This window comes from Nocardia sp. CDC159, from assembly GCF_023740735.1.
Lineage (GTDB): Bacteria > Actinomycetota > Actinomycetes > Mycobacteriales > Mycobacteriaceae > Nocardia > Nocardia pulmonis.
The window spans coordinates 1-20,094 of sequence record NZ_JAMRXH010000004.1 but is presented as its reverse complement, the minus strand read 5'-3'; the positions used below and the strand labels follow the sequence as shown (position 1 = coordinate 20,094).

General features: G+C 68.1%; 19 protein-coding genes and 2 tRNA genes. 10 read left to right on the top strand and 11 right to left on the bottom strand.

Features of this window, described 5'->3' with window-relative positions:
- Nucleotides 1-244 precede the first annotated feature (244 nt).
- Nucleotides 245-775, top strand: a complete 531-nt coding sequence (locus tag NDR87_RS09960) for a DUF3515 domain-containing protein (protein WP_251911815.1) — start codon at nucleotides 245-247, stop codon at nucleotides 773-775.
- A 10-nt stretch (nucleotides 776-785) separates the two neighbouring features.
- On the opposite strand, the gene NDR87_RS09955 is transcribed toward NDR87_RS09960, so the two are convergent.
- The gene (locus tag NDR87_RS09955) at nucleotides 786-1,868 is read right to left on the bottom strand and encodes a D-alanine--D-alanine ligase family protein (RefSeq protein WP_251910886.1); all 1,083 of its coding nucleotides are present in this window, start codon (nucleotides 1,866-1,868) and stop codon (nucleotides 786-788) included.
- Nucleotides 1,869-1,902: 34 nt separating this feature from the next.
- Complete coding sequence (locus tag NDR87_RS09950; protein ID WP_251910885.1) at nucleotides 1,903-2,892, bottom strand: NAD(P)H-dependent glycerol-3-phosphate dehydrogenase; 990 nt, start codon at nucleotides 2,890-2,892, stop codon at nucleotides 1,903-1,905.
- Nucleotides 2,893-2,988: 96 nt separating this feature from the next.
- Between NDR87_RS09950 and cofC the strand changes: the two genes are divergently transcribed.
- From cofC to NDR87_RS09935, 3 genes are all read left to right on the top strand, one after another.
- Nucleotides 2,989-3,687, top strand: a complete 699-nt coding sequence (gene cofC, locus NDR87_RS09945; RefSeq protein ID WP_251910884.1) for a 2-phospho-L-lactate guanylyltransferase — start codon at nucleotides 2,989-2,991, stop codon at nucleotides 3,685-3,687.
- A gap of 69 nt (nucleotides 3,688-3,756) precedes the next feature.
- Entirely contained in the window at nucleotides 3,757-5,949 is a 2,193-nt protein-coding gene (locus NDR87_RS09940; RefSeq protein ID WP_251910883.1) for an RNA degradosome polyphosphate kinase, read from the top strand.
- Nucleotides 5,946-6,896: an NUDIX hydrolase gene (locus NDR87_RS09935; protein ID WP_251910882.1), complete on the top strand. Its 951-nt coding sequence runs from the start codon at nucleotides 5,946-5,948 to the stop codon at nucleotides 6,894-6,896. The genes NDR87_RS09940 and NDR87_RS09935 overlap by 4 nt, the downstream gene beginning before the upstream one ends.
- A gap of 374 nt (nucleotides 6,897-7,270) precedes the next feature.
- Here NDR87_RS09935 and NDR87_RS09930 read toward each other — a convergent pair whose 3' ends face one another.
- The 3 genes from NDR87_RS09930 to leuC form a co-directional block, all read right to left on the bottom strand.
- The gene (locus NDR87_RS09930; RefSeq protein WP_251910881.1) at nucleotides 7,271-8,068 is read right to left on the bottom strand and encodes an HU family DNA-binding protein; all 798 of its coding nucleotides are present in this window, start codon (nucleotides 8,066-8,068) and stop codon (nucleotides 7,271-7,273) included.
- A gap of 156 nt (nucleotides 8,069-8,224) precedes the next feature.
- Nucleotides 8,225-8,833 carry a 3-isopropylmalate dehydratase small subunit gene (leuD, locus tag NDR87_RS09925; RefSeq protein WP_251910880.1) on the bottom strand — a complete coding sequence of 203 codons (609 nt, stop codon included), beginning with the start codon at nucleotides 8,831-8,833 and terminating at the stop codon, nucleotides 8,225-8,227.
- Between the two features lie 57 nt (nucleotides 8,834-8,890).
- Entirely contained in the window at nucleotides 8,891-10,315 is a 1,425-nt protein-coding gene (leuC, locus tag NDR87_RS09920) for a 3-isopropylmalate dehydratase large subunit (protein ID WP_251910879.1), read from the bottom strand.
- 97 nt (nucleotides 10,316-10,412) lie between these two features.
- Between leuC and NDR87_RS09915 the strand changes: the two genes are divergently transcribed.
- On the top strand, nucleotides 10,413-11,114 hold the full coding sequence (locus NDR87_RS09915; RefSeq protein WP_251910878.1) for an IclR family transcriptional regulator: 702 nt from the start codon (nucleotides 10,413-10,415) through the stop codon (nucleotides 11,112-11,114).
- Between the two features lie 60 nt (nucleotides 11,115-11,174).
- Nucleotides 11,175-11,675, top strand: a complete 501-nt coding sequence (locus NDR87_RS09910; protein WP_251910877.1) for a pyridoxamine 5'-phosphate oxidase family protein — start codon at nucleotides 11,175-11,177, stop codon at nucleotides 11,673-11,675.
- Between the two features lie 153 nt (nucleotides 11,676-11,828).
- Here NDR87_RS09910 and NDR87_RS09905 read toward each other — a convergent pair.
- The 4 genes from NDR87_RS09905 to NDR87_RS09890 form a co-directional block, all read right to left on the bottom strand.
- A tRNA-Glu gene (locus tag NDR87_RS09905) sits at nucleotides 11,829-11,901 on the bottom strand.
- 116 nt (nucleotides 11,902-12,017) lie between these two features.
- Nucleotides 12,018-12,089: transfer RNA gene (locus NDR87_RS09900), tRNA-Gln, on the bottom strand.
- A gap of 132 nt (nucleotides 12,090-12,221) precedes the next feature.
- Nucleotides 12,222-13,688 (bottom strand): glutamate--tRNA ligase, encoded by a 1,467-nt coding sequence (gene gltX, locus NDR87_RS09895; protein ID WP_251910876.1) that lies wholly within the window; start codon nucleotides 13,686-13,688, stop codon nucleotides 12,222-12,224.
- Nucleotides 13,689-13,702: 14 nt separating this feature from the next.
- Nucleotides 13,703-14,476 carry a fumarylacetoacetate hydrolase family protein gene (locus NDR87_RS09890; protein ID WP_251910875.1) on the bottom strand — a complete coding sequence of 258 codons (774 nt, stop codon included), beginning with the start codon at nucleotides 14,474-14,476 and terminating at the stop codon, nucleotides 13,703-13,705.
- Nucleotides 14,477-14,587: 111 nt separating this feature from the next.
- On the opposite strand from NDR87_RS09890, the gene NDR87_RS09885 reads away from it, so the two are divergent.
- Nucleotides 14,588-15,814: an MFS transporter gene (locus NDR87_RS09885; protein WP_251910874.1), complete on the top strand. Its 1,227-nt coding sequence runs from the start codon at nucleotides 14,588-14,590 to the stop codon at nucleotides 15,812-15,814.
- 260 nt (nucleotides 15,815-16,074) lie between these two features.
- Here the strand turns inward: NDR87_RS09885 and NDR87_RS09880 are convergent, their stop codons facing one another.
- Nucleotides 16,075-17,082: a 3-isopropylmalate dehydrogenase gene (locus tag NDR87_RS09880; RefSeq protein ID WP_251910873.1), complete on the bottom strand. Its 1,008-nt coding sequence runs from the start codon at nucleotides 17,080-17,082 to the stop codon at nucleotides 16,075-16,077.
- 356 nt (nucleotides 17,083-17,438) lie between these two features.
- Here NDR87_RS09880 and NDR87_RS09875 point away from each other — a divergent pair, with 356 nt between their 5' ends.
- Genes NDR87_RS09875 through NDR87_RS09865 form a run of 3 tightly spaced genes read left to right on the top strand, consistent with a single transcriptional unit; the run spans nucleotide 17,439 to nucleotide 19,280 of the window.
- A complete protein-coding gene (locus NDR87_RS09875) occupies nucleotides 17,439-17,777 on the top strand; it encodes a nitrile hydratase (protein WP_251910872.1) in 339 nt (112 codons plus the stop codon).
- A complete protein-coding gene (locus NDR87_RS09870) occupies nucleotides 17,767-18,135 on the top strand; it encodes a hypothetical protein (protein WP_251910871.1) in 369 nt (122 codons plus the stop codon). Before NDR87_RS09875 ends, NDR87_RS09870 begins: the two co-directional genes overlap by 11 nt.
- Nucleotides 18,132-19,280 (top strand): S9 family peptidase, encoded by a 1,149-nt coding sequence (locus NDR87_RS09865; protein ID WP_251910870.1) that lies wholly within the window; start codon nucleotides 18,132-18,134, stop codon nucleotides 19,278-19,280. The genes NDR87_RS09870 and NDR87_RS09865 overlap by 4 nt, the downstream gene beginning before the upstream one ends.
- Nucleotides 19,281-19,283: 3 nt before the next feature.
- On the opposite strand, the gene NDR87_RS09860 is transcribed toward NDR87_RS09865, so the two are convergent.
- Complete coding sequence (locus NDR87_RS09860; RefSeq protein WP_251910869.1) at nucleotides 19,284-19,751, bottom strand: MarR family transcriptional regulator; 468 nt, start codon at nucleotides 19,749-19,751, stop codon at nucleotides 19,284-19,286.
- Between the last annotated feature and the right edge of the window lie 343 nt (nucleotides 19,752-20,094).

Sequence of the window (20,094 nt, the reverse complement as noted above, 5' to 3'; positions counted from 1 at the left end):
TCGGGTTCGCAATCGGACCACCAGCCGCCGTGACGGCGAATGCCGGAAACCGTGCGGCGCGGCACGAGCGGAGACGAACCCCCGGATGAGCAAGGACACGGAGCGGCCCCAGACGGGCACACCGGACGACGAGGCGGGTCGAGACATCGACGCGGCCAGCGCAAAGCCGACCGCGGGCGGCGGCGCCGACCCCGCGGCCGAGTCCGGCGATCGCTACGGTTCGACCGAATCCGAGGCGCCGAAAATGCCTGCCGCCCTGATCGCCACGGCCGTCGCCCTACCGGTCGCCCTGATCGTCGCCGTGCTGGTCATCGCCGTGATGGCGCGGCAGCACACCACCCGCGAGCCGCTCGCGCTCGGCTCAGTCCCCGCGCCCGCCGCGACCGGCCCGCAATGCACCACCCTGCTGCCCGCCCTGCCCGACCAGATCGGCGATTACACCCGGGCCGAACTCGTGCAGCCCGCACCGCCCGCCACCACGGCCTGGCAACTGCCCGACGGCGGTGAGCCGATCGTGCTGCGCTGCGGGCTGGACCGGCCGCTGGAATTCAACAAGGCGTCCGCGCTGCAGGTCGTCAACGGCGTCAACTGGTTCGAGATCCGCGACCAGACCAGCGGCGTGACCTCCGGCACCTGGTTCGCCGTCGACCGCGGCACCTACATCGCGGTGACCATGCCCAACAGCGCCGGACCGACTCCGCTGCAGGACATTTCGAACACCATCACCAAGGCGCTGCCCGCGCAGCCGATCGATCCCGGACCGGTGCCGAACTAGGCACGACCGATCAGCGCAGGCCCGTGCCGCGGGCCAGCGCCGTCTCGATCAGGGTGGTGACCAGGGTCGGATTGTCGATGCCCGTGCTCTCCCACATGCGCGGGTACATCGAGATCGCGGTCATGCCGGGCATGGTGTTGATCTCGTTGATCACCGGGCCGTCGGCGGTGAGAAAGAAGTCGACGCGGGCCAGGCCCTGGCAGTCCAGGGCGGCGAACGCGCGCACCGCCAGCTCCCGGATCTGCTGGGCCACATCGTCGTCCAGCTTGGCGGGAATGTCGAACTCGCACACGTCGTCGAGATATTTGGTGTCGAAGTCGTAGAAGTCCGGAGCGGTGGTCTCGGCCTCGGGCATCCGGATCTCGGCCGGAACGCTGGCCTGCACCCGGCCGTCGGGAAACTCCAGCACCCCGCACTCGACCTCGCGACCCACAATGCCCGCCTCCACGATCACCTTCGGATCGTGTTGGCGCGCAACGGCGATCGCCGCGTCCAGCTCCTCCCAGTCGGCCACCTTGGTGATACCGATCGAGGATCCGCCACGGGCGGGCTTGACGAAGACCGGCAGGCCCAGGCGTTCGCGATCGGCCGCGCGCACCGTGGCGACACCCGGTCGCAGCACGACGTAGTCGCCGACCGGAATGCCGTCGGCGGCAAGGAGTTTCTTCATGAACTCCTTGTCCATACCGGTCGCGCTGGCCAGCACGCCGGGTCCCACGTAGGGCAGGGCGGCCGTCTCGAGCAGTCCCTGCACGGTGCCGTCCTCGCCGAAAGCGCCGTGCAGCACCGGGAATACGACGTCGACCGCGCCCGGGCCGCCGGAGCCGTCCACCGCGAGCAGGCTGCCCGAGGGCGCGAGCACCAGTTCGGCGCCACTCGCATCCACCGACGGCAGCGCCCGGTCGGCGATGGCCAGCGCGCGGGCGTCGGATCCGGCCGGAACCCACGTCCCCTCCCGGGTGATCCCGATCGGCACCGCCTCGAACCGCTCGGGGTCGAGGTTGCGTAGCACGAAGCCGGCCGAGACACACGACACGGCATGCTCGTTGCTCCGTCCGCCGAAGAGGACCGCGACCCTGACCCGATTACTCATAGACCGAACCGTACCCAAACCGTCGTACCGCCATTCATTCCGGCTTCATCCGCCGCCCGAGCAGCTCGCCCACCGCGTCCGATACCGCCAGCCCCTCGTGGCACACCCGGTGCACGGCCGTGGTCAGCGGCATCTCCACCTCGTGCCGCTCGGCCAGCGCGCGGATCGAGGTGCACGACTTCACACCCTCGGCCACCTGGCCGTGGGTGGCCTGCTGCGCGGCATCCATCGACCCGCCCGCCCCGAGCACATGGCCGAAGGAGCGATTGCGCGACAGCGGTGAGGTGCAGGTCGCGACCAGATCGCCGACGCCCGCCAGACCGGCCAGCGTCACCGGATTTGCCCCCAGCGCCACCCCCAGCCGCATGATCTCGGCCAGGCCGCGGGTGATCAGGCTCGCGATCGAGTTGTCGCCCAGCCCCATTCCGGCCGCGATGCCGCAGGCCAGCGCGATCACGTTCTTGCACGCGCCGCCGAGCTCGCAGCCGATGACGTCGGTATTGGTGTAGGGCCGGAAGTAGCCGGTGCCGCACGCGTGCTGCACGGCCTCGGCCCGCTCGGGATCCACGCAGGCCACCACCGAGGCGGCCGGTTGTTCGGCGGCGATCTCGCGGGCCAGATTCGGTCCGGACAGCACCGCGATTCGGCCCGGATCGGCGTGGGTGACCTGGTGGATCACCTGGCTCATCCGCAGCAGCGTGCCGGTCTCGATGCCCTTGGCCAGGCTCAACAGCGTCGCGTCGGCGGGCACCCGCCAGGACGCGAGATTGGCGCGCAGCGATTGCGAGGGCACGGCCAGTACGACGATATCGGCGCCGTCGAGTGCCACGCGCGGATCGTCGGTAGCGGCCACGCCCGGCAGCGACACCTCGGGCAGATAGGTCGGATTGCGATGTTCGGCGGCGATGGCCTTGGCCACCTCCGCGCGCCGAGCCCACATCGTCACGTCGGTTCCCGCGTCGTTCAACACCTTCGCGAACGCGGTGCCCCACGAGCCCGCACCCATCACAGCCGCCCTAGTCATGAAGGCCAATATGCCATCCACCCGGGCCCGCCCCGCCGGTATTCCCCCTACCCGGCATGACATCCACCACTGTGCCCGGCGTGCGACGATTGGCCCATGCGTCCGGATGCCGTCCACGCCGTGATCGCGGTGAAGAACCTCGAGCGGGCGAAGAGCCGACTCGCCGACCGATTGTCCCCGGCCGAGCGCGCGCGACTGGTTCTTGCCATGCTCTCGGACACCGTCACCGCGGCCGCCGCGGGCGGGCTGGGCTCGGTGACGGTCGTGACCCCGGACGCGGGGGTGGCCGAGGTCGTGCGCGCGCTGGACGCCCATGTCCACCCGGACGCGGGTGCGCGGGCCGACGGGCTCAACGCGGCGCTGTCGGATGCGGCCGCGGCCGTGCGCCGCCGCCACGGCCGGGTGGAACTGCTTGCCCTACAGGCGGATCTGCCCGCGCTGCGCCCGGACGAGCTGTCCGACATGCTGAACGCCGCGCCCGCCCGCGGCCGATCGGTCGTCGCCGATCACACCGGGCGCGGCACCGCCGCACTGCTGGTGCGCGACGGAACCGCCCCGCTGACACCGCTTTTCGGTCCCGACTCGGCGCGGCGGCACATCGAATCCGGGGCGAAGGATCTGGCCGGTGACTGGCCGGGCCTGCGCCTGGACGTGGACACCGCCGCCGATCTGGCGGGCGCGATCGAACTGGGCGTCGGCCCGGCCACGGCGGCCCTGCTCGACGACATCGGATGGCCGCGTCCCGTTCACATGGATCTCACGCGCAGGTGCACGGCGGGGTTACATGTGTGCTGAATGATCGCCGGAGCGGCGATAGGTTGTCGGTGGGCGGTGTCGTGCGAGGTATCGCCGGATGGGTAAGGAATGATCGTGAGGGTGAGCGAAACGGACATCCAGCAGCCGCGACTACCGGCGGCGCCGCCGGCGGCGACCCCGCCGCCCAAGGCCGCGGCCGCGGCGCAGTTGCCCCAGGATCGCTATCTGAACCGCGAGCTGAGCTGGCTGGATTTCAACGCCCGGGTGCTGGCCCTCGCCGAAGACACCTCCGAACCGCTGCTCGAGCGCGCCAAATTCCTCGCCATCTTCGCCTCCAACCTCGACGAGTTCTACATGGTCCGCGTCGCCGGGCTCAAGCGCCGCGCCGACGCCGGTCTGGCGGTCCGCTCCGCCGACGGCCTGACACCCACCGAACAGCTGACCCTGATCGCCAAGCGCACCCAGGATCTCGCCGTGCGCCACGCGCGGGTCTTCCTCGACCAGGTTCGTCCGGCGCTCGCCGAGGAGGGCATCGCCATCATCGGCTGGGCCGACCTCGACGACGAGGAGCGCCAGCGGCTGTCGCGGTACTTCCAGGACCAGGTCTTCCCGGTGCTCACCCCGCTGGCGGTGGACCCGGCCCACCCGTTCCCCTACATCAGCGGCCTGAGCCTGAATCTGGCCGTGACGGTGAAGGATTCCGAGACCGGCGGCGAGCACTTCGCCCGCGTGAAGGTGCCCGACAACGTCAACCGCTTCGTGAAGGTGACCCGCCCCCGCGAGCCCCGCGATCCCGAGGCGCTCGAACGCCCGCTCGAGGCGTTCCTGCCGATGGAGGACCTGATCGCGGCCCATCTGGAACAGCTGTTCCCGGGCATGGAGGTGGTCGAGCACCACTCGTTCCGGATCACCCGCAATGCCGACTTCGAGGTGGACGAGGACCGCGACGAGGATCTGCTGCAGGCGCTCGAGCGGGAGCTGGCGCGGCGACGGTTCGGCTCGCCGGTACGCCTCGAGGTCTCCGACGATATGACCGAGCACATGCTCGAGCTGCTGCTGCGCGAGCTCGACGTGGATCCGGCCGATGTCATCCAGGTGCCCGGACTGCTGGACCTGTCGTGCCTGTGGCAGGTGTACGGCGTGGACCGACCGGCCCTCAAGGACGCGCCCTATGTCCCGGCCACCCCGCCCGCCTTCGGCGAAAGGGAAACGCCCCGAAACGTTTTCGCCGCCCTGCGCGAGTGCGACGTGCTGGTGCACCACCCCTACGACTCGTTCTCCACCAGTGTGCAGCGCTTCATCGAACAGGCCGCCGCCGACCCGCAGGTGCTGGCGATCAAGCAGACCCTGTACCGCACCTCCGGTGATTCCCCCATCGTCAACGCCCTCATCGACGCCGCCGAGGCCGGTAAGCAGGTGGTGGCGCTGGTGGAGATCAAGGCCCGCTTCGACGAGCAGGCCAACATCAAATGGGCGCGCCAGCTGGAACAGGCGGGTGTGCACGTGGTCTACGGCCTGATCGGGTTGAAGACACACTGCAAGACCTGTCTGGTAGTGCGGCGCGAGGGGTCGACCATCCGCCGCTACTGCCACATCGGCACCGGCAACTACAACCCGAAGACGGCCCGCCTGTACGAGGATGTCGGATTGCTCACGGCGGCACCGGAAATCGGCGCCGACCTGACCGACCTGTTCAACTCGCTGACCGGATACTCGCGAAAGGCCAACTACCGCAACCTGTTGGTCGCCCCGAGCAGTGTGCGTTCGGGCATCATCGAGCGGATCCGCCGCGAGACCGAGCTCGCCGAGCAGGGCCTGCCGGCGCGGATCAGATTGAAGTGCAACGCGATCGTCGACGAGCAGATCATCGACGCGCTGTATCGCGCCTCACAGGCTGGCGTGCCGGTGCAGATCGTGGTGCGCGGGATCTGCGGGCTGCGGCCGGGTGTGCCGGGCATGAGTGAGAACATCGAGGTGCGCTCGATTCTCGGTCGCTTCCTGGAGCATTCGCGCATGCTGCACTTCCGGGCGCAGGACGAGTTCTGGATCGGCAGCGCCGACATGATGCATCGCAATCTGGATCGGCGCGTGGAAGTCATGGCGCAGGTGAAGGACCCGAAGCTGTGCGAGCAGCTCGGCGTGGTGTTCGACTCGGCCCTCGACCCCGCGACCCGCTGCTGGGTACTCCAACAGGATGGCAGCTGGCAGGCCGAACCCGAGCCGATCGGCGACGGGCGGGTGGATCAGGTGCGCGATCATCAGGAGTTCCTCATGCGTCTGCGACGGCCGGATCAGCGGTGAGGCGTTCGGTGGCCCAGGAATCCGAGGAGAACGGATTCTCCGACCCCCGCGTGACGGCCAACATCCTGGCGGCCGGTGCCGTGCTGTGGCGGTGGGCGGCCGACGGCTCGATCGAGATCGCCGTGGTCCACCGCCAGAAGTACGACGACTGGTCGCTGCCCAAGGGCAAGCTCGATCCGGGTGAGACGCCGATGATCGCCGCCGTGCGCGAGGTGGGCGAGGAGACCGGGCTGAACTGCCGCCTGGGCCGCTATCTCGGCCATGTCACCTATCCGGTGACGGGGCATCGGAAGTTGAAGCGGGTCGACTACTGGGCGGCCACCGTCCTGGGCGGCGAGTTCAACGCCAATTCCGAGGTGGACGTGCTGGAGTGGCACCGCGTCGAGCAGGTGATGGACCAGCTGTCCTATCCGATGGATCGGCGCATCCTGCGCAGTTTCCTGCGGCTACCCCCGGATACGGCCACGCTGCTGGTTGTCCGGCACGCCAAGGCCGGGCGACGCGGCCGCTACGCCGGACCCGATGAGGAGCGCCCGCTGGAACCGGCCGGTTACGAGCAGGCCCTCACGCTGGCCCCCAATCTGCTGACCTTCGGCCCGAAGGAGATCGTCTCGGCCCCGCCACGCCGCTGCGTGGAGACCGTCCAGCCCCTCGCCGACGAACTCGGCACCGACATCATCCTGGAACCCCTTCTGTCCGAAAAGGGTTATGCCGCAGCACCTCAGGAGGCCCTGACTCGCGTCCGCTCACTGGTCTCTCCCGACACCGTCCGCGTTATCTGCAGTCAGGGCAAGGTGATTCCGCCCCTCCTCGCCAACTGGGCCGAAATCGACGGCGTCGCACTACCTCCCGCCCGCAACCGCAAGGGCAGCGTCTGGGTGTTATCGATAGCCGACGGCCGCTTGGTCGCCGCCGACCACCTGGACCGCGCCCTACGGCCGCGCTAGCCCGTCGCGCTTCCCCACTTCCCAGCGCACTTCCTCTCTCCCGGCGCGCTTCCCCTCTCTCCCAGCACTTCCCCACTTTCCCCGGCGCGCTCCCCATTCTCCCCAACACTTCGCCATTCTCCCGGCGCTTCGCCACTCTCTCCCAGGCGCTTCCCTACTCCTCCAGGCGCGCTTCCCCACTCCTCCAGGCGCGCTCCCCTACTCCTCCAGGCGCGCTTCCCCACTCCCCCAGGCGCGCTCCCCTATTTCCCCAGGGCGCGCTCCCCCTCTCCATTCCCTGGATCCGGCGCCCCAGCGCCGGATCCAGGGCTCCGGCCCACCAAACACAAGAAGCCCCCGGCCATGTACTTCGGCCGGGGGTCTTGCGTGGTGGGTCAGCGGCGCGCGGTCCGCTTGGCAGCGGTCCGCTTGGCCGTGGTCTTCTTCGCGGCCGTCTTCTTGGCCGTGGTCTTCTTCGCCGTGGCCTTGGCCGTGGTCTTCTTGGCGGTGGCCTTGGTCGCGGTCTTGCGGGCCGGGGCCTTCTTGGCGGTGGTCTTCTTCGCCGTCGCCTTCTTGGCCGGGGCCTTCTTGGCCGCCTTCTTCGCGGTCGCCGTCTTCTTGGCGGCGGTCTTCTTGGCGGTGGTCTTCTTCGCCGTGGCCTTGGCCGTGGTCTTCTTGGCGGTGGCCTTGGTCGCGGTCTTGCGGGCCGGGGCCTTCTTGGCGGTGGTCTTCTTCGCCGTCGCCTTCTTGGCCGGGGCCTTCTTGGCCGCCTTCTTCGCGGTCGCCGTCTTCTTGGCGGCGGTCTTCTTGGCGGTGGTCTTCTTCGCCGTGGCCTTCTTGGCGGTCTTCTTCGTGCCACCCGACACCGGCGCTGCGACACCGCGTTTCACGGCCGGACCGGCCGCCGCGATCTTCTGCTTGCCCGCGATGATCGCCTTGAACTGCGCACCCGGGCGGAATGCGGGTACCGAAGTCGGCTTCACCTTCACGGTCTCGCCGGTGCGGGGGTTACGCGCCACCCGCGCCGCACGCTTGCGCTGTTCGAAGACACCGAATCCGGTGATGGTGACACTCTGACCCTTGTTCACCGCGCGCACGATCGTGTCGACAATCTGCTCGACTGCCGCAGTGGCCGTGCGCCTGTCAGTGCCCAACTTCTCGGTCAGAACGTCGATCAGTTCCGCCTTGTTCATTGAATCCTCCGCAGACTAATGGCCCGTCGTCGGACCGACTAGGTACCACGGTAAACCTTCATTGGGCAAGAGTCTATGTGCCACGCCAAATTTCATGTGGCGTGGCACACGTGCAGCAATCGCGATTGGTAGCTCTCAGCTAACACCCAGGAGTGTTTACGTCTGCGAAATAGGGTTCGGAATGGTGGTGGGTTTCCATGCTGGCCTTGCCTTTTCGAACTCGGCGATGGCGCCCTCCCGACGCAGTGTCAGGCCGATGTCGTCCAGACCCTCGAGCAGACGCCACCGGGTGTAGTCGTCAATATCGAAGGGCAACACGGTGGTTCCAGCGGTCACCGTGCGGGCCTCGAGGTCCACGATCAATTCCAGACCGGGCTGTTCCTCGAGCAACTTCCAGAGCAATTCGACATCATGTTGTGACATTCGGGCCGCGACCAGGCCGCCCTTACCCGCGTTACCTCGGAAGATGTCGCCGAACCGGGGTGAGATCACCACCCGGAAGCCGTAGTCCAGCAGGGCCCAAACGGCATGCTCACGTGAGGATCCCGTCCCGAAATCCGGACCGGCGACCAGGACTGACCCCCGGTTGTAGGGCTCGGTGTTCAGAATGAAGCCCGGATCCGAACGCCAGGCCGCGAACAGACCGTCCTCGAAGCCGGTCCGGGTGACCCGCTTGAGGTAGACCGCCGGGATGATCTGGTCGGTGTCGACGTTGGATCGGCGCAGCGGCACCCCGATCCCCTTGTGCACCTTGAAGGGTTCCATGAGTTCTCCTGGTTGGTACGAAAAGTCGGCCGGCTCGCCCCAGCGCTTTGGCTGGGGTCAGTTCAGATCCGCAGGTGAGGACAGGGTTCCGCGCACCGCGGTGGCCGCCGCGACCAGCGGCGAAACCAGGTGCGTGCGGCCACCTTTGCCCTGCCGGCCCTCGAAGTTGCGGTTGGAGGTGGAAGCACAGCGCTGACCGGGCGAAAGCTGATCCGGATTCATGCCCAGGCACATCGAGCAGCCCGCCTGCCGCCACTCCGCGCCCGCGGCGGTGAAAATCTCGCCCAGCCCCTCGGATTCGGCCTGGGCGCGCACCCGCATCGAGCCGGGCACGATCAACATCCGCACGTTGTCGGCCACCTTGCGGCCCTTCAACACCTCGGCCACGGCCCGCAGATCCTCGATCCGGCCATTGGTGCACGAACCCACGAACACGGCGTCGACGGGCACTTCTCGCAGCGGAGTACCGGGCTCCAAAGCCATATAGCGCAGCGCCTTCTCGGCGGCCTCCCGCTCGGTCTCGTCGGCGATCTCGGCCGGATTCGGCACGGTCGCGCCCAGCGGCGCACCCTGTCCGGGATTGGTGCCCCAGGTGACGAAGGGGGTCAGCGACGACGCGTCGATATGCACCTCGGCGTCGAATTCCGCGCCCTCGTCGGTCTTCAGTGCCTCCCAGGCCGCCACGGCCGCATCCCAGTCCGCACCCTGCGGTGCGTGCGGGCGGCCCTTCAGGAATTCATAGGTGACCTCGTCGGGCGCCACCATTCCCGCCCGGGCGCCCGCCTCGATGGACATGTTGCACATGGTCATCCGCGCCTCCATGGACATGGCCCGCACGGCCTCGCCGCGGTACTCGAGCACATAGCCCTGGCCGCCACCGGTGCCGATCTTGGCGATGACGGCCAGGATCACGTCCTTGCTCGTCACGCCGGGCGGCAGCTGACCGTCGATATTGATCGCCATGGTCTTGAACGGCCGCAGCGACAGCGTCTGGGTGGCCAGCACGTGTTCGACCTCGCTGGTGCCGATGCCCATGGCCAGCGCGCCGAACGCGCCGTGAGTGGAGGTGTGCGAATCGCCGCAGACCACGGTCATACCCGGCTGGGTCAGGCCCAGTTGCGGACCGACCACGTGCACGATGCCCTGCTCGATATCGCCCATCGGGTGCAGCCGGACGCCGAATTCCGCGCAATTACGCCGCAGCGTATCCACCTGAGTGCGGGAAATGGGGTCGGCGATCGGCTTATCGATGTCGACGGTCGGGACGTTGTGGTCCTCGGTCGCGATGGTGAGGTCGGGCCGCCGCACGCCGCGCCCGGCCGCGCGCAGGCCGTCGAACGCCTGCGGGCTGGTCACCTCGTGCACCAGGTGCAGGTCGATGTAGATGAGATCGGGCTCGCGGGCGTCCCCCGCGCCCTCGCCACGGGAGACGACGTGCTGCTCCCAGACCTTCTCCGCCAGAGTGCGTGGCCGGTCGGCCATCTTCGATCCACCTTTCGGTAGGCATTCACCGCATCGAATGGGCTGACAACGCGGTGCGGTTTGCAAATCTCACTATGCGAGACGTTAGTATCGTTGTATGAGACAGCATAGCGGTATCGGAGTGCTCGACAAAGCCATGTCCGTGCTCTACGCGGTGGCCGAGCAGCCGTGCGGGCTGAACGAGCTGTGCACGCGCACGGGCCTGCCCCGCGCGACCGCGCATCGGTTGGCCGTCGGCCTGGAGGTGCACCGCATGCTCGCCCGCGACAGCAACGGCCTGTGGCGGCCCGGTCCGGCCCTGTCCGAGCTGGCCACCACGGCCGACGATCCGCTGCTCGACGCGGCCGCGGCCATCCTGCCCCGGCTGCGCGAGATCACCGGCGAGAGCGTGCAGCTCTACCGCCTGGACGGGCATTCGCGGGTCTGCGTGGCCGCGCTGGAACCGGCGGCCGGGCTGCGCGACACCGTCCCCGTGGGCGCACGACTGCCGCTTACCGCCGGTTCGGCGGCCAAGGTGCTGCTGGCCTGGGGCGATCCGGAATTGCAGCGCAGCGTGCTGATGGACGCGGTCTTCGGCGAACGGGCGCTGACCGAGGTGCGCCGCCGCGGCTGGGCGCAGAGCGCGGCCGAGCGGGCGGCCGGGGTGGCCAGCGTGTCCGCGCCCGTCCGCGATTCGACCGGGGCCGTGGTGGCCGCGGTCTCGGTGTCGGGGCCGATCGACCGCATGGGCCGCCGACCGGGCGCACGCTGGGCTGCCGACCTGGTCGCCGCGGCCGACGCGCTGCACAAACGGCTCTGAGCGCCCGCTGGCCGGATCCGGCTGTGACGCGGACCATACGCCGTAAACTACAGTCGGCGTATGGGAGTGAAACAACGCGCTCAGATCGTCATGTCCGACGCCGAGGCCACCGAATTCCTCGCGCGCAGCCGCGTCATGACCCTGGCGACGCTGGGCAGATCGGGCCTGCCCCACCTGACCGCCATGTGGTACGGCCTGGTCGACGGCCAGATCTGGTTCGAGACCAAGGCCAAATCACAGAAGGCGGTCAACATCCGCCGCGACCCCCGCGTCACCGTCCTCGTCGAGGCCGGTGACACCTACGACCAGCTGCGCGGCCTGTCGATCGAGGGTCGCGCCGAAATCGTGGAGGACCCCGAGGCTCTGTTCCGCGTCGGAGTGAGCGTCTGGGAGCGCTATACCGGCCCCTACACCGAAGACGTCCGCCCCATGGTCGAGGCCATGCTCAACAAGCGCGTCGCCATCCGCATCATCCCCACCCGAATCCGCAGCTGGGACCACCGCAAACTCGGCATGCCGGAAATCCCCGCAGGCGGGTCGACCTGGCCGCCCCGGGCCTGAACTCGACGAAGGCCTCCAGCTCGACCTCCCCGTAGCCCCGAGCTCCGCGCCCTCGCTGGCCCGGGCCCCGCCCTCTTGTTTCCCGGCCGAAGGCCGGGACCCAGGCCGACACGACGAAGGCCCCCAGCTCAATGAGCTGGGGGCCTTCGCAAGTAGTCCCGACGGGATTTGAACCCGCGCTACCGCCTTGAGAGGGCGGCGTCCTAGGCCGCTAGACGACGGGACCAGGATTGGCGCTCCGGAGTGGAGGCTCGGCTAGCTTAACCGGCCGAGACCTCGGCGACCAAATCGCCTGGAGGCTGTCCACCTCGACCGCGAACCGAAGCGAATCAACACTCACCGCTGGGGTACCAGGACTCGAACCTAGAATGGCTGAACCAGAATCAGCTGTGTTGCCAATTACACCATACCCCAATGACCTGGGCTTTCTCCCTCTCCCCCGTCGGGGTGAGGGCCGCTTTCCGGGCCGGGAAGAAGAGTACCAAACCCGGCCCGGAAAACTACAAATCGCCTGGCAGACGGCCTGTTTTGGGCGTCCGACCGGGCTCAGGAGGTTCGCTCGAGCCCGGCGCGCAGCCGCTCCATCGTGATCTCGCGCCCGAGCAGCTCGAGCGACTCGTAGAGCGGCGGGCTGATATGCGATCCGGTCACCGCGACCCGCACCGGCCCGAAGGCCTTGCGCGGTTTGAGGCCCAGATCGTCCACCAGCGCCGTTTTCAGCGCCTCCTCCAGCGCGGACGCCGCCCAGTCCGATACGCCCGCCAGCGCCTTCACGGCCGCGCGCAACACCGGCTCGGCATCGGGCCCGAGGTTCTTCTGGGCCGCGACCGGGTCGATCGCGAACTCGTCGGCCGGTACGAACAGGAACTTCAGCAGATCCCAGGCATCGCCGAGCACGACGATTCGGGTTTGCACCAACTCCGCCGCGGTGGCGAAAAGCGCCTCGTCCACTTCGGCCCCGATGTGACCGTGCTCGGTCAGGTACTCGCGGAGCCGGTGGGCAAAATCACCCGAATCGAGCAAACGAATGTGCTCCGCGTTGAGCGCATCGGCCTTCTTCTGGTCAAAACGCGCCGGATTCGAATTCACTTTCGATATGTCGAAGGCCGCAACCATCTCCGCCATGCTGAACACATCGCGATCGTCGGCGAGACTCCAGCCGAGCAACGCGAGGTAATTCAGCAAACCTTCGGGAATGAATCCGCGCTCGCGGTGGACGAACAGATTCGATTCGGGATCACGTTTGGACAACTTCTTGTTGCCCTGCCCCATCACGAACGGAAGATGACCGAACTCCGGAGTGAACTCCGCCACCCCGATCCGCTGCAATGCCTCATACAGCGCAATCTGCCGCGGTGTCGAAGACAACAGATCTTCACCACGCAACACGTGCGTGATCTTCATCAATGCGTCGTCCAGCGGATTGACCAGGGTGTACAGCGGGTCGCCGGTGCCGCGGGTGAGCGCGAAGTCGGGCACGCTCCCGGCGCGGAAGGTCGTCTCACCGCGCACCAGATCGGTCCAGGTGATGTCGCGATCGGGCATACGCAACCGGATCACGGCAGGGCGGCCCTCGGCCTTGTACGCCGCGATCTGCTCGGGCGACAGATCGCGATCGAAGTTGTCGTAGCCCAGCTTCGGGTCCCGTCCGGCCGCGCGGTGCCGGGCCTCGACTTCCTCTGGGGTGGAGAAGGATTCGTAGGCCTCCCCCGCCTCCAGCAGCCGCCGCACCACGTCGGTGTGCAGCTCGCGTCGCTGCGACTGGCGATACGGACCGTAGGGCCCGCCCACCTCGGGACCCTCGTCCCAGGTCAGGCCGAGCCAGCGCAGCGCGTCCAGCAGCGCCCGGTAGGAATCCTCGGAATCGCGTGCGGCGTCGGTGTCTTCGATGCGGAAGACGAAGGCGCCGCCGTGGTGCCGGGCGAAGGCCCAGTTGAACAGGGCGGTCCGGATCAGGCCGACATGGGGGGTGCCGGTCGGTGACGGGCAGAATCGGACCCGTACGTCAGTCATGTTCCTTCTCTCGATCAGCGTTTGGCGGCAACGGGATTGGTTAGGGTGCCGATGCCCTCGACCGTCACGGACACAGTTTGCCCATCCTTGATCTCTCCTACACCTTCCGGCGTACCGGTGAGGATCACATCACCGGGCAGCAGCGTCATCACCGCGGTGATCCACTCGACCAGCTTCGGAATGTCGTGCAGCAGAAGCGAAGTGCGGCTGCGCTGGCGGACCTCGCCGTCGAGCTCGGTGGTGATCTCCAGATCGGCCGGGTCCAGGGCAGTCTCGATCCAGGGGCCCAGCGGGCAGAAGGTGTCATAGCCCTTGCCGCGGGTCCACTGGCCATCGTGTCGCTGCTGGTCACGGGCGGTGACATCGTTGGCAACGGTGTAACCGAGAATGACATCCTTGGCCCGGGCGGCCGGAACATCCTTGCAGGGACGGCCGATCACCACCGCCAGCTCGCCCTCGTAGTCCACCCGAGAGGAGCTGGGCGGCAACAGGATCGGCGCGTTCGGACCGATGATGGCGGTATTGGGCTTGAGGAAGATCACCGGATCCTCCGGCGCCTCGCCGCCCATCTCGGCAGCGTGCGCGGCATAGTTCTTACCGATGCAGACCACCTTGCTGGCGAGGATCGGCGCCAGCAGTCGCACATCGGCCAGCGGCCAGCTGCGGCCGGTGAACGTCGGCGTGCCGAACGGATGTTCGGCGATTTCACGTACTACGGCGTCCGGCTCGGACCCCTCGATACTCACGAAAGCGACCCCGTCGGGGCTGGCAACACGACCTAGACGCATGGGTCGCAGTCTATCGACCTGCGCAATTTCGATTCGCGCGGCGGGTGTACGCTGGACCCTCGTTCATAATGCAAGACAATCGTCCCATTATGCGAGACAGGAGTGATGCGCATGGCCACCTTGTCCGAGATCCGGGCGACCCGCCGGTGGGCCATGCTCGCACTCGGCGTCTTCGCGCAGAGCTCCAGCGCGATCATGGTGCACGGCACGCCGTTTCTGCTCCCCGCGCTGACCGACCACGGAATGTCTTTGCCCACTGCCGGTCTGCTGGTCGCGATGCCGACCGTCGGACTGTGCTGCATGCTCATCGCCTGGGGATACGCGGTCGACCGGATCGGGGAGCGGGCGGTACTGGTGGCCGGTCCGCTGCTGATGTGCGCGGCCGGTGCGGCGGCGGCCGCGGTGTCCAATCACTTTGTGCTGGGCGCGTTGCTGTTCGTGGCGGGCATGGGCGCGGCCAGTACCAACGGGGCGAGCGGACGGGTGATCGTCGGCTGGTTCCCGCCGGAAAGACGCGGCCTGGCGATGGGGATCCGGCAAACCGCACAGCCGCTCGGACTCGCGGTCGGCGCGCTGGCGATCCCCACTGCCGCTGCCGCGCACGGTTTTTCCGCCGCGATGCTGGTCCCGGCGGTGATGGCCGGACTGGCCGCGGCCGGTTGCGCGATCGGCATCATCGATCCGCCACGGCCTCCGCTGTCGGGGGATGCCCGGCCGGACAATCCGTATCGCGGGGATACGACGCTGTTGCGCATCCACGGGGTGTCGGTGCTGCTGGTGATTCCGCAGGCCACCGTGTGGACCTTCGCACTGCTGTGGTTGCACCGCGATGTGGGTCTGTCGCTGCCGATCGCGGGCGCGCTGGTCACGGTGACGCAGCTGCTGGGTGCGGGCGGTCGGATCGGGGTGGGCATCTGGTCGGATCGGGTGGGCAGCCGACTGCGGCCGCTGCGAACGGTTGCCGTCGCGGCCGTGCTGTCGATGGCGGGCCTGGCCGCGGCCGCCGGGCTGCACTGGTGGTGGGCGGCGGTCCCGATCCTGGTGGTCGCCTCGGTGATCACCGTGGCGGACAACGGTCTTGCCTTCACCGCGGTGGCCGAGATCGCCGGGCCGTATTGGAGCGGGCGGGGGCTGGGCATCCAGAACACCGGACAGAATCTGGCCTCGGCCGCCATCGCACCGGCCTTCGGCGCGGTCATCGCCGCCGTAGGCTTCCCCGCGGCCTATCTGATCGCGGCCGTAATCGCCGTCGCCGCAGTGCCTCTCGTCCCGGACGACCGAAGCGTCCGGACGCGGCCGGCGTCTCGGTCGGAAGCTCAAGGGGTACTGGACAACTGACCCGGATGCTTCCGGCAAACCGGGAGCGTAGGTTGCTGGCGAGCCCGTGAAGGTTGCTGGGTGCCCAAGGGAGGCAACCTTTTTCATATTGTGTCAGAGAAAATCGGACACGAGTGCCGTCCCGGTGCATCTTTTGCAACACCCCTAGGGTGTGAAGAGCCACCGCTTCGAAATAGTTTCGGGGGCAAGCACTTCCCGGATCTCGATACCGAACGACCCCGCGTCCTAACGGGATTGGGACACGGGGCCGACGGAGAAGATCAGATCGCGGCGGCGATGCGGTCGCCGATCTCGGTCGTGGACGCGGCGCCGGTGCGGGCGGCCAGATCCTTGGCGACGGCCGACTCGATGCGGGTGGCCTCCTCGGTCCTGCCGAGGTGGGTGAGCAGCAGCGCGACCGACAGGATCGCGGCGGTCGGATCGGCCTTGGCCTGACCCGCGATATCGGGGGCGCTGCCGTGCACGGGTTCGAACATGCTCGGGTTGGCGCCCGAGGCGTCGATATTGCCCGAGGCGGCCAGGCCGATGCCGCCGGAGACGGCCGCGGCCAGATCGGTGATGATGTCGCCGAACAGGTTGTCGGTCACGATGACATCGAAGCGGCCCGGATCGTTGACCATATGGATGGTCGCGGCATCGATGTGCTGGTAGGCGATCTCGACGTCCGGGTACTGCGCGCCCACCTCGTTCACCGTGCGCTGCCACAACGATCCGGCGAAGGTGAGCACGTTGGTCTTGTGCACCAGGGTCAGATGCTTGCGCCGCTGGTTCGCCTTGTCGAAGGCGTAGCGCACCACGCGCTCGATGCCGAAGCGGGTGTTGGTGCTGACCTCGGTGGCCACCTCGTGCGGCGTCTCCACTCGAATCGCACCGCCGGTTCCGGTGTAGGGCCCCTCGGTTCCCTCGCGCACGACGACGAAGTCGATATCCGGCGTCCCGGCCAGCGGACTGCTCACCCCCGGATACAGCTTCGACGGCCGCAGATTCACGTGATGGTCGAGCGCGAACCGGGTGCGCAACAACAACCCTCGCTCGAGCACCCCGCTCGGCACCGACGGATCCCCGATGGCCCCCAGCAGAATCGCATCGTGCTGCTTCAACTCCGGCAGCACCGACTCCGGCAGCACCTCCCCCGTCGCGTGATACCGCTTGGCCCCCAGGTCGTAATGGGTCTTCTCCACGCCCGGCACCACCGCATCGAGCACCTTGAGCGCCTCGGCGATGACCTCCGGCCCGATCCCATCTCCTGGGATGACAGCAAGCTTCATCTCACAACACTCCGTTCAGTATCACCGGCCGCAGATATCGAGCTCCCGTGCCCGACCACAGACTGCGCCACGATATCCGGTGCCGCCACGCCACCTCTCCCCAGGGCGAGCCCGTCCCGGATGATGGAATGCCGCGCTCGGGGGAACACCCGATCCGACGGTGTCGATGCCGCGGACCCGCGCAGATCGACCGTACTCTCCCATTCGAGCACCGCAGCGCCGCGCACCGTGTAGCAGGGGTCACAGACCGCGACTCATTTTTGCCTGTAAAGTATTTTGTAACAAAAGTACATGGAGAGGGGTGCCGATGAGTACGACTGTCCTGATAAGCCTCGACCGACGCCGCGAGGTGACCGATGAGCGATGATCTCGAGGCGGCGTTGACCCGCCGCGCCTGGACCGACCCGGAATTCGCCGAACAGCTGCGCACCGATCCGACGAAAGCCCTTGCCGCTCTGGGCGTCTCGGTACCGGCCGGGCTGCGGTTCGATATTCGGGTGCAGCGCCGCGACACGCTCTACTTCACCTTCCCCCCGGCCCGCCCCGAATGCGGCCCCGACGACGTGGAGGTGGTGAATCAGTTCGATCTGTGGCGCAGCGGTGAATCGTTCGTGTGGTTGATGCCCGAGGCCGCCAAGGTCGACCTGCTGGCCATGCGCCGCGGCTACCGTCCGGGAGGCACCGATGACGCATGACTACATCACCGCGTACTACACCCGGCTCATGGTCGATCCCGACTATCGACGGGAGCTGCTCGCCGACCCCACCGCGGCGATCACCGAGGAATACGGCTGTCGGCCCGACGGTGTGCGGATCGAGGCCGTCGAACAGCGCGAGGACACCGTGGTGATCCTGCTCCCGGCCCCGCCCGAGCCGGGCGCGGACCTCGAGCATCGATTGAATGCCACCACCCGCCACAGCTTGGACCTGCTGTTCGCCAGCGGTCTGGGTGGTTTCTTCATCCCCGACGATCAGCTGATGTGGACCCTGCGCGACATGCGCACGGCCTGGATCGCCAAGAACGAAAGTTCCGAGAGGAGCACCCCGCGATGAAGCGTCGCCGGCTTTTGCTGACCGCGGCAACCACCGCGGCCGTCATCGTGACGGCGCCGACCGCCGATGCTCGACCAACCCACGACGAGGCCACCGTGGCGACGCCTGGCGCGGTGATCGAGTTCGGCGAGCTGACCGGCGCGGCTCGGCCTGCGGGAGCCGGTGTGGCACAACGCATCACCTATTGGTCGACCGGGCCGCACAACCAGCCCGTCCCGGTGACCGGGCGCGTATTCCTTCCTTCGGGAACGCCGCCGCCCGGTGGCTGGCCGGTGATGTCGTGGCACCATCCCACCGTCGGCATCGCCGCCGCATGCGCCCCGTCCACCAGCGGCTCCGACGACGACAGGAACGAATTCCTGGCCCGGTGGCTGCGGCACGGATACGCGGTGGTAGCCACCGACTATGCCGCCCTCGGCGACCCGGGCACGCAGCCTTACCTCGACGGACGCACCGAAGCCCACGCCGCCATCGATATCGTCCGCGCCGCCCGCACAGTCGACCCCGGCCTGTCGAATCGGTGGGTGGCGGTCGGCCACTCCCAGGGCGGGCACGCGGCTCTGTTCACCGCCACCCACGCGACCGACTACGCACCGGAACTGGATTTGCGGGGCACGGTCGCGTTGGCCCCGATCAACCACATAGCCCAGCAATTGGCCGCGTTCGGCAATCCCGCGGTCCCCGCGACCGCCACCCCGGCCGGATTTGCCTTGGTCGGCGCCTACATCCTGCGCGGGTTGGCCGTTGCGCGACCGGATTTCGACCCCACCCCCTACCTCAACGCCACAGGTTCCCGGATCATGGCCGACGTCGACCACAAGTGCCCCGCCGAAATGGCCGACGACGTCGCCGATCTCGCGTTCGGACAGCTCCTGGCCAAACCGCTGATCGACGGTGATGTCACCGCTGTCGCCGCCTCGGTGTTCGAGATCCCCACCACCGGTTACCGCGCGCCCGTCCGCATCGGTCAGGGTCTCGCCGACCAGTGCGTCTTCCCGGCCACGACCCAACTCACCGTCGCCGAACTCGGCGCCGCCGGACAACCGGTCACCTACCGCGAGTACCCCGGGCAAACCCACGAGGGTGTGGTCGCGGCCGCCGCGGCCGACAGCATCGCCTTCGCCGACGCGCAGCTGCGGCACTGACGATCATCCCGCGCCGGACTCCTGCTGGTCATTCTCGGTGAGCACGACCAGCAGCCGCTCGAGCGCGGGAATCGCCCGCTCCAACGCCTGCTGATCCCGCTTGGGCAGCTGCCGAAGAGCCTGCACCAGCACGGCCGAGCTCACCTGCAGGTAGCGATCCAACACCGCGCGCGACGTCGGCGTCAGCGACAGTCCGACGGCGCGAAAATCATCGGGATCCCGAATGCGCTCCACCAGACCGGCTTTGGTCATGGCCTTGACGAGGTTGCTGACCGTCGACGGCGCCACGTGCATCCGCTCCGCCGCCGCCTGCGGACCCAGCACTCCATCGGCGGGCAGCACCCGCAACAGCTCGAACTGGCTCTCGCTGACCTCGGGGACCGCATCGGTGCGGCGGATCGAGCGCACCATCGCCCGGCGCAGCGGCCCGAGCAGACGCCCGAGCCGGTCGGCGGACTGTTCCAGCGACACCGTCCTCCTCGTCGATTCACACCCAAAACTACTTCGAGTCTAAACAGTGTTCCGGCACACCCGTCGAAAGCCCGCGCGCCAATCGACAACGCCCGCTGCCCACGAACTCCCTACTCGCTCCCCCTGGCAACCTCCCCACTCGATCCCCACCACGAACTCTCCACTCAACCCTGACGCAAAGCTCCCACCCGTTCCCCACCGCGAAGCTCCCACCCCTTCCCCACCGCGAAGCTCCCACCCCTTCCCCACCGCGAAGCTCCCACCCCTTCCCCACCGCGAAGCTCCCACCCCTTCCCCACCGCGAAGCTCCCACCCCTTCCCCACCGCGAAGCTCCCACCCCTT

What these genes read in the sequence shown, in the direction of transcription:
- NDR87_RS09960 (WP_251911815.1), top strand. Translation starts at nt 245, where the DNA reads ATGCCTGCCGCCCTGATCGCCACGGCCGTCGCCCTACCGGTCGCCCTG.
- NDR87_RS09955 (WP_251910886.1), bottom strand. Translation starts at nt 1,868, where the DNA reads ATGAGTAATCGGGTCAGGGTCGCGGTCCTCTTCGGCGGACGGAGCAAC.
- NDR87_RS09950 (WP_251910885.1), bottom strand. Translation starts at nt 2,892, where the DNA reads ATGACTAGGGCGGCTGTGATGGGTGCGGGCTCGTGGGGCACCGCGTTC.
- cofC (WP_251910884.1), top strand. Translation starts at nt 2,989, where the DNA reads ATGCGTCCGGATGCCGTCCACGCCGTGATCGCGGTGAAGAACCTCGAG.
- NDR87_RS09940 (WP_251910883.1), top strand. Translation starts at nt 3,757, where the DNA reads ATGATCGTGAGGGTGAGCGAAACGGACATCCAGCAGCCGCGACTACCG.
- NDR87_RS09930 (WP_251910881.1), bottom strand. Translation starts at nt 8,068, where the DNA reads ATGAACAAGGCGGAACTGATCGACGTTCTGACCGAGAAGTTGGGCACT.
- leuD (WP_251910880.1), bottom strand. Translation starts at nt 8,833, where the DNA reads ATGGAACCCTTCAAGGTGCACAAGGGGATCGGGGTGCCGCTGCGCCGA.
- leuC (WP_251910879.1), bottom strand. Translation starts at nt 10,315, where the DNA reads ATGGCCGACCGGCCACGCACTCTGGCGGAGAAGGTCTGGGAGCAGCAC.
- NDR87_RS09915 (WP_251910878.1), top strand. Translation starts at nt 10,413, where the DNA reads ATGAGACAGCATAGCGGTATCGGAGTGCTCGACAAAGCCATGTCCGTG.
- NDR87_RS09910 (WP_251910877.1), top strand. Translation starts at nt 11,175, where the DNA reads ATGGGAGTGAAACAACGCGCTCAGATCGTCATGTCCGACGCCGAGGCC.
- gltX (WP_251910876.1), bottom strand. Translation starts at nt 13,688, where the DNA reads ATGACTGACGTACGGGTCCGATTCTGCCCGTCACCGACCGGCACCCCC.
- NDR87_RS09890 (WP_251910875.1), bottom strand. Translation starts at nt 14,476, where the DNA reads ATGCGTCTAGGTCGTGTTGCCAGCCCCGACGGGGTCGCTTTCGTGAGT.
- NDR87_RS09885 (WP_251910874.1), top strand. Translation starts at nt 14,588, where the DNA reads ATGGCCACCTTGTCCGAGATCCGGGCGACCCGCCGGTGGGCCATGCTC.
- NDR87_RS09880 (WP_251910873.1), bottom strand. Translation starts at nt 17,082, where the DNA reads ATGAAGCTTGCTGTCATCCCAGGAGATGGGATCGGGCCGGAGGTCATC.
- NDR87_RS09875 (WP_251910872.1), top strand. Translation starts at nt 17,439, where the DNA reads ATGAGCGATGATCTCGAGGCGGCGTTGACCCGCCGCGCCTGGACCGAC.
- NDR87_RS09870 (WP_251910871.1), top strand. Translation starts at nt 17,767, where the DNA reads ATGACGCATGACTACATCACCGCGTACTACACCCGGCTCATGGTCGAT.
- NDR87_RS09865 (WP_251910870.1), top strand. Translation starts at nt 18,132, where the DNA reads ATGAAGCGTCGCCGGCTTTTGCTGACCGCGGCAACCACCGCGGCCGTC.